Here is a 6,172-nt window from a genome sequence, read left to right on the forward strand (position 1 = left end):
ATGTGAAACTATGGGCAATGATGGTATCAACCAAACACTCGGATGTGAATCGAGTTGGTATGCAGTTGTGAAGTTGAAGATGCAGGATTCAGGGTGAGCTATGTATGTTCAATTCAAGGAAACTGAGTGCCGGAATGGCGGGAGAAGGTTGGGGGGATGTGCGGCATAAGCGAGGTTCCTGTTCCGTTGTTCCGTAACTCGCTTATCCGCACAAAGTTTAAATAGAGACAGAGCCAGCCTGAAATTTGCCCTATGGATGGGTAAGACAGAATTTCAAAGCTATGAATGCATACTTTCGAGATGCTGCTCTATTTAGGGATGAGTATAGGTTGATAACTGCATATTAAATTAGTGTGATTTGGACGTTTTAAGGTAAAATCAAGACGTTATGTGCAACTTTTAATTGTTATGTCTTCTATCGAACAATCTAACTATCTTATGCACTCAAAAAAACAGCAACCAGATGTCAGGTTTCTGCTTTTACCTCTTCCTGAATTTCATATGCTGCCGTTTGGTGGCTTTCTTGATAAGTTGCGTCTTTCTGCTGATGAGGAAGATCATAGTCAACAGCGATACTGTGCCTGGGATATTGCCGGCTTAGAACGAGGGATGGTTGTTTCCAGCTCCGGGGTGCCTGTTGCTGTACAGATGACGGTCGATGACGTTGAGCTAGCCCATTATGATTATCTGGTCGTTTTTGGCGGACGCAGTGCACGCGGAAGCATGCAATTGACGGAACAATACAGTCATATACTGCGCAGGGCTGCCGCACAGGGTGTTTCACTGGTTAGCATTGATAACGCTTGTTTTTTGTTTGCGGCGGCCGGTTTGTTAAAGGACTACAGTGTCGCTATGCATTGGCGTCATGTTCCTGAATTTCGCACTATTTTCCCACGTATTGAGATTCGTACGGAGTTGTTGTATTGCATTGATCGTAACCGGATAAGTTGTGCTGGTGGCAGAGCCGCGATTGATTTAGCGGTTGAGCTGCTTACCCGGCATTGTGGCCGGACGAGAGCATTGAAGGGATTGGCTGATATGTTGGTGGATGAAGCAAGGGGACAGCTTCATCAGCTAAAGTCACTGGATGAAGAGACGCGAATAAATAATTCTTCCGGTCGGCATGTCGGACGGGCGATTAGCTTAATGCGGCAGTTACTGGCTGAGTCGAATACGGTGGATGAACTGGCGGATATGCTGGCCATTAGCCGACGTCAGCTTGATAGATTATTCAAGGACAATTTAGGACAAACCGCCAGAGAATACTGGGCTGAAATGCGGATGCAGCATGTTCACTGGCGGATTGTAAATTCGGATCATAGTTTGCTGTATCTGGCTGATGAAGTAGGGATCCAGGATGCTAGCTATCTGTGTAAGGTCTTTCGTAAGCGCTTCGGTATCAGTCCTAACCAGCTTCGCAAGCAAGGAACAGGCGTAAGCTGTTGATAAGCTTGCTCCACTGGTTACCGGATTTACCTACTGTTAATTTAGTTTTTTGATGAGCTTGGCTGGTGAGCCGCCGACAAGGGTATCTGACGGTACATCTCGGGTAACGACGGAATTGGCCGCAACGACAGAGCGGGCACCAATTGTTACACCCTGACAGATCACGACTTGGCCGCCGAGCCAGACATCATTTTCAATAGTGATGGGTTTGCAGGTAGTCTCCCAGCGTCTGCGGCTGAGGTGATCAATTGAATGAGTTGGAGTATAGAACTGGGCGTTTGGTCCGATCAGGACGTTATTGCCAATTCTGATCTCGGTGTTATCCAGCATGGTTACACCCATGTTGAGGAAGGTATTGTTGCCGATATGGATAGTTTTGCCGAACTCACACTGGAATGGTGGTGTAACGATACTATCTTCACCTATTGAGCCGAGAAGTTGTCGTAGAAGTTCTGACAGGGAATCGCCCGGGTTATTGTTGATTTGTTGCTTGAGGGCTGATGCATTGTCCCTGATGGCGCTGATTTCGGGATCTAAACCGTTGAAGTCTTCACCACTGAGCATTTTTTCGAATTCTGTCATGGGATTACCTAGGCTGTGCGGATGTAAAACAGAGAAAGCATAGTTTAGCCCTGCCAAACAAAAATAAGTTGATTAAAATCGATGTTTACGTGTTCACTCAGATGAAAAAAACCGGGCCTTGCGGCCCGGTTTAAAGTCTCACTCAGACTTTATAATTTGATTTAAGCTAGTGCTTCCATCTGACCTTTGATGATTTCAGAGTGGGTACCGAATACCGCCTGGAAGTTATCACCTTTCTCGAAGACACCCGCTGCACCAAGAGCTTTCAGTCGTGCAGTGTCAACTTTAGAGCTATTGTGAACCGTTACACGTAGACGAGTGATACAAGCTTCTAAGTCTTTGATGTTAGCTTTACCGCCGAATGCCTCAGCAATATCTTTAGCCAGGCCATCAGAAGCCGTGTTTACTTCAACTTTAGATTCGTCTTCATCTTCACGACCTACAGTCTTAAGGTTCAGCGCTTTGATTAGTGTTGTGAACACTAGGAAGTAGATTACTGCGTATACAAGACCGATTACTGGTAGCAACCAACCGTTTGTTGACTGACCGAACAGTAGGGTGAAGTCAAACAGACCGTGGCTGAAAGTAGTACCGTGTTTGATGCCTAGCAGAATCATTACTACGAAAGCAGAACCAGCCAGTAGTGCGTGAGCAACGTATAGTACTGGAGCAACGAACAGGAATGCGAATTCGATTGGCTCAGTAATACCTGTCAGGAACGAAGTCAGTGCTGCAGAACCCATGATTGAAGCAACTTTTACTTTGTTCTCTGGCTTAGCAGTTACATACATTGCAAGACATGCAGCTGGTAGACCAAACATCTTGAACATGTAGCCACCTGCTAGGTTACCGGCAGTTGGGTCACCCGCTAGGTAGCGAGGGATTTCACCGCGAACAACTTCGCCAGCAGCAGTTGTGAATTCACCAACTTCGTAGAAGAAAGGTGCGTTCCAGATGTGGTGTAGGCCGAATGGAATTAGAGAGCGCTCAACGATACCGTAGATACCGAATGCAACTTCTGGAGACTGGTAAGCAGCCCATTCAGAGAAGCTTGCGATACCGGCACCGATTGGTTGCCATACAACAGCAAGGATTGCAGCAACTACACAGGCTGCCAGTGATGTTACGATAGGAACGAAACGCTTGCCGCCGAAGAAGCCAAGGTAGGTTGGTAGCTTGATAGAGTGGTATTTGTTAAACAGCTGTGCGGCTACTAAACCCATGATGACACCACCGAATACACCGGTGTCAGTACCTTCTGCGACAACGCCAAGTACGCGTGTCATTGTCAGGTAACCCAGACCTGCTGCAAGTGCAGCAACACCGTCGTTCTTGGTAAAGCCTAGTGCAACACCGATGGCAAATAGCAATGCCATGTTGGCGAACACACCCAGACCGGCTTCCGTCATTACTTGAGCAACGATATCTGGTAGGAACTTAGCAACCTCGGAGTTACCACCGATACCTAGTAGGATACCTGCAGCTGGCATACACGCTACAGGAAGCATGAGGCTACGCCCCATTTTTTGCATAGTACTAAAAACGTTCATTTGAACCCCCATTCATTATGAACTTTTAAATCAGTATTGTATTATCTATATATGATTTGAAACTAACTTCGCCAATATAAGTTACCTGCTGAGTGAATCAGGAAATATTATTAGCAATAAAACTTTAATTCGCTGGGTTATCTGTTATCTATATCAGTTGATAACCTTTTCATAAAATAAATACGCTATCTTAATTACGGCTTTTATAGCTCTTTATATAAACTTCATATTTATTTGTTTTACTCATTGGGAGCTTTGTTTTCTCCTCTCCAATTCATGTTGCTTATCATAGGTGAGGTTTAAAAAAAATTACGAGCTGTACGTCACACTGGATGTAACATAGTGTAATTTATAGTTTCTTTAGGTAACGAAAGAACCGAGTTTTGTAAGTTTTACGTAACGCTGATTATCTTCTGTGGTATCTAAAAAATGCTTTCATATCCAACAGTAATGCTTAAGTTGCTGATTTTGGGTGTTTTATATGAGTTTTGTGAATATCTAAATGTTATTTCTAATGTTACATTTCAGTGTTTTGGCTTTCTAGTGTTACGTTGAATCGTTTTTGTGATCGTTACTGCAAACTGTTTTATGCTTTTATTTGCATACGTTAATCTAAATGGGTACCAATATTAAATTGGTAGGTTGTTTATCTGTTTCTAAAGTTATATGGATGGTGATTTTTATAATTTATAAACAAATGTTAGTGGTCTATTCGGGGTGGGTTTTTTATCGGTTTGTTTTTTTACTTATCACAAGTGAAAATTAACTATTAATGCGGTTATATATTAATGATTCTTTGCTCTTTCTTATTAATATAAGAGTGGTTAAGAGCACTTATTATTCAGCACTTGCTGATACGCTGATAAAAAAATAGCTGGCTCAAGCCAGCTATTTTTCAGCGAGAGTGAGTAAATAATTTACTCAGCGATCTCTGCGTTGTGATAAACGTTTTGTACGTCATCACAGTCGTTTAGTGCATCCAGGAATTTCTCGAATGCTGCAACATCATCGCCTGAAATTTCAGTCATTGTTTGAGGAACGAAAGAGATTTCTTCTACGTCGATAGTTACGTCAGGCATTGTTGCGGTTAGTGCGTTTTTCACCTTGAAAAACTCTGTATGTGGTGCATAAACAGTGATAACACCGTCTTCACACTCAATGTCGCTTACGTCAACATCTTCCATCATCAGGTTTTCAAGAACGACTTCTTCATCATCGCCTTTGAACTGGAATACAGCCTGGTGTTCGAACATGTGGCCAACTGTACCTGGGCCACCGATTTTCGCATGGTTCTTAACAAAGGCTTGACGAACATCCATGAAAGTACGGTTGTTGTTGTCTGTCAGGCAGTCAACGATAACCATGCAGTTACCCGGGCCGAAACCTTCGTAGCGCGCAGTTGCAAAATCTTCACCGCCGCCACCTTTGGCTTTATCGATCGCTTTTTCGATAACGTGTGATGGCACTTGGTCTTTTTTCGCTTTTTCGATTAAACGGCGTAGTGACAAGTTGCTGTCTGGATCAGGACTACCGTTTTTAGCACAGACGTAGATCTCTTTACCGTATTTAGAATAAACCTTGATTTTTGCGCCCTGGGTTTTAGCCATGGACAATTTGCGTACTTCGAACTTTCTTCCCATGAGGGATAACTCTCTTTGTTGAAATTTGGGATTTCTGTTGGAGGCGGATTTTACCAGCTAGCGGGTAGTTAAGGCTAGTCTCACTAATAACAAATGAATTTAAATAAAAAGCAACGCAGTCTTGTTTGTTATCAAAGTGTGACCATTGTTGCATATGTTAAAATTACCATCCTGAATACCCAGTAAAAATTTGCCTCCAATGAGCCACCGATTACCATTTTGTATAGATTTACTGATATTTGAGTTTGCAATAATAGATATTCATTACTGTTGGCTGCTAGGTTGGTGATCGAATCTGATAATGCAGTTACCTTTTTCTTAATGAATAGAGTTACAAGCTGTTCTGGGGTAAATGTTCAATGTCCGGAATGATGTTAGAAAACTTAAAACTACGTAGAGAAACCTGTGACGATGCTGAATTTTTACGTCTTTTGTATCGTGTTTCAAGGGACTATGAACTGAGCCAAATAGATGCTCCGGAATTTTTGTTAGTTCCTTTTTTTGAACAGCAATATGCGCTGCAACAAGTTCATTATGAAAAGTGCTATCCACGGGTGCGTAAAGCAATTATTGAGTATGAAGGCACACGGATAGGAAAGGTTTATACCGATAAAGTAAATGAAAATGGCGGCAGCCTTAGGGTAATAGATATCACCATAGATCGACCTTGGCGGGGTAAGGGCATAGGTAAGCATATTATTAAAGTAATTCAAGAAGAAGCAAGGGATGCTTTTCTGCCGCTAACTCTCCATGTGCACAAGCTTAACCCGGCGGTAGAACTATACAAAAAGCTGGGCTTCAGAGTTGATGAACATCGAGAACAACATGTGTTGATGAAGTGGTATTCAAATCAATTTGAGGCATGGAACGGATAGAACTTAGTTTCAACTTTGAAGTGCGACAAAAGTAATTATTGTGCATAGCAGTATCCTGGAGTGTAAAAACCAAGTCTTT

Annotated in this window: 5 protein-coding genes; 2 read left to right on the forward strand and 3 right to left on the reverse strand. The window is 42.8% G+C overall.

The genetic code is table 11. From position 1 onward, the window contains the following. Positions 1-390 precede the first annotated feature (390 nt). On the forward strand, positions 391-1,446 hold the full coding sequence (locus Q0852_RS19790) for a GlxA family transcriptional regulator (protein WP_299021140.1): 1,056 nt from the start codon (positions 391-393) through the stop codon (positions 1,444-1,446). A gap of 36 nt (positions 1,447-1,482) precedes the next feature. On the opposite strand, the gene Q0852_RS19795 is transcribed toward Q0852_RS19790, so the two are convergent. The 3 genes from Q0852_RS19795 to Q0852_RS19805 form a co-directional block, all read right to left on the reverse strand. Continuing rightward, positions 1,483-2,028 carry a sugar O-acetyltransferase gene (locus Q0852_RS19795; RefSeq protein ID WP_299021142.1) on the reverse strand — a complete coding sequence of 182 codons (546 nt, stop codon included), beginning with the start codon at positions 2,026-2,028 and terminating at the stop codon, positions 1,483-1,485. Between the two features lie 161 nt (positions 2,029-2,189). Continuing rightward, positions 2,190-3,578: a PTS glucose transporter subunit IIBC gene (ptsG, locus tag Q0852_RS19800; protein WP_299021145.1), complete on the reverse strand. Its 1,389-nt coding sequence runs from the start codon at positions 3,576-3,578 to the stop codon at positions 2,190-2,192. Positions 3,579-4,495: 917 nt separating this feature from the next. Next, complete coding sequence (locus Q0852_RS19805) at positions 4,496-5,218, reverse strand: YebC/PmpR family DNA-binding transcriptional regulator (RefSeq protein ID WP_299021148.1); 723 nt, start codon at positions 5,216-5,218, stop codon at positions 4,496-4,498. Positions 5,219-5,577: 359 nt separating this feature from the next. Here Q0852_RS19805 and Q0852_RS19810 point away from each other — a divergent pair, with 359 nt between their 5' ends. Beyond that, positions 5,578-6,093, forward strand: a complete 516-nt coding sequence (locus tag Q0852_RS19810) for a GNAT family N-acetyltransferase (protein ID WP_299021149.1) — start codon at positions 5,578-5,580, stop codon at positions 6,091-6,093. Positions 6,094-6,172 lie beyond the last annotated feature (79 nt).

This window comes from uncultured Photobacterium sp. (assembly GCF_947502415.1).
Lineage (GTDB): Bacteria > Pseudomonadota > Gammaproteobacteria > Enterobacterales > Vibrionaceae > Photobacterium.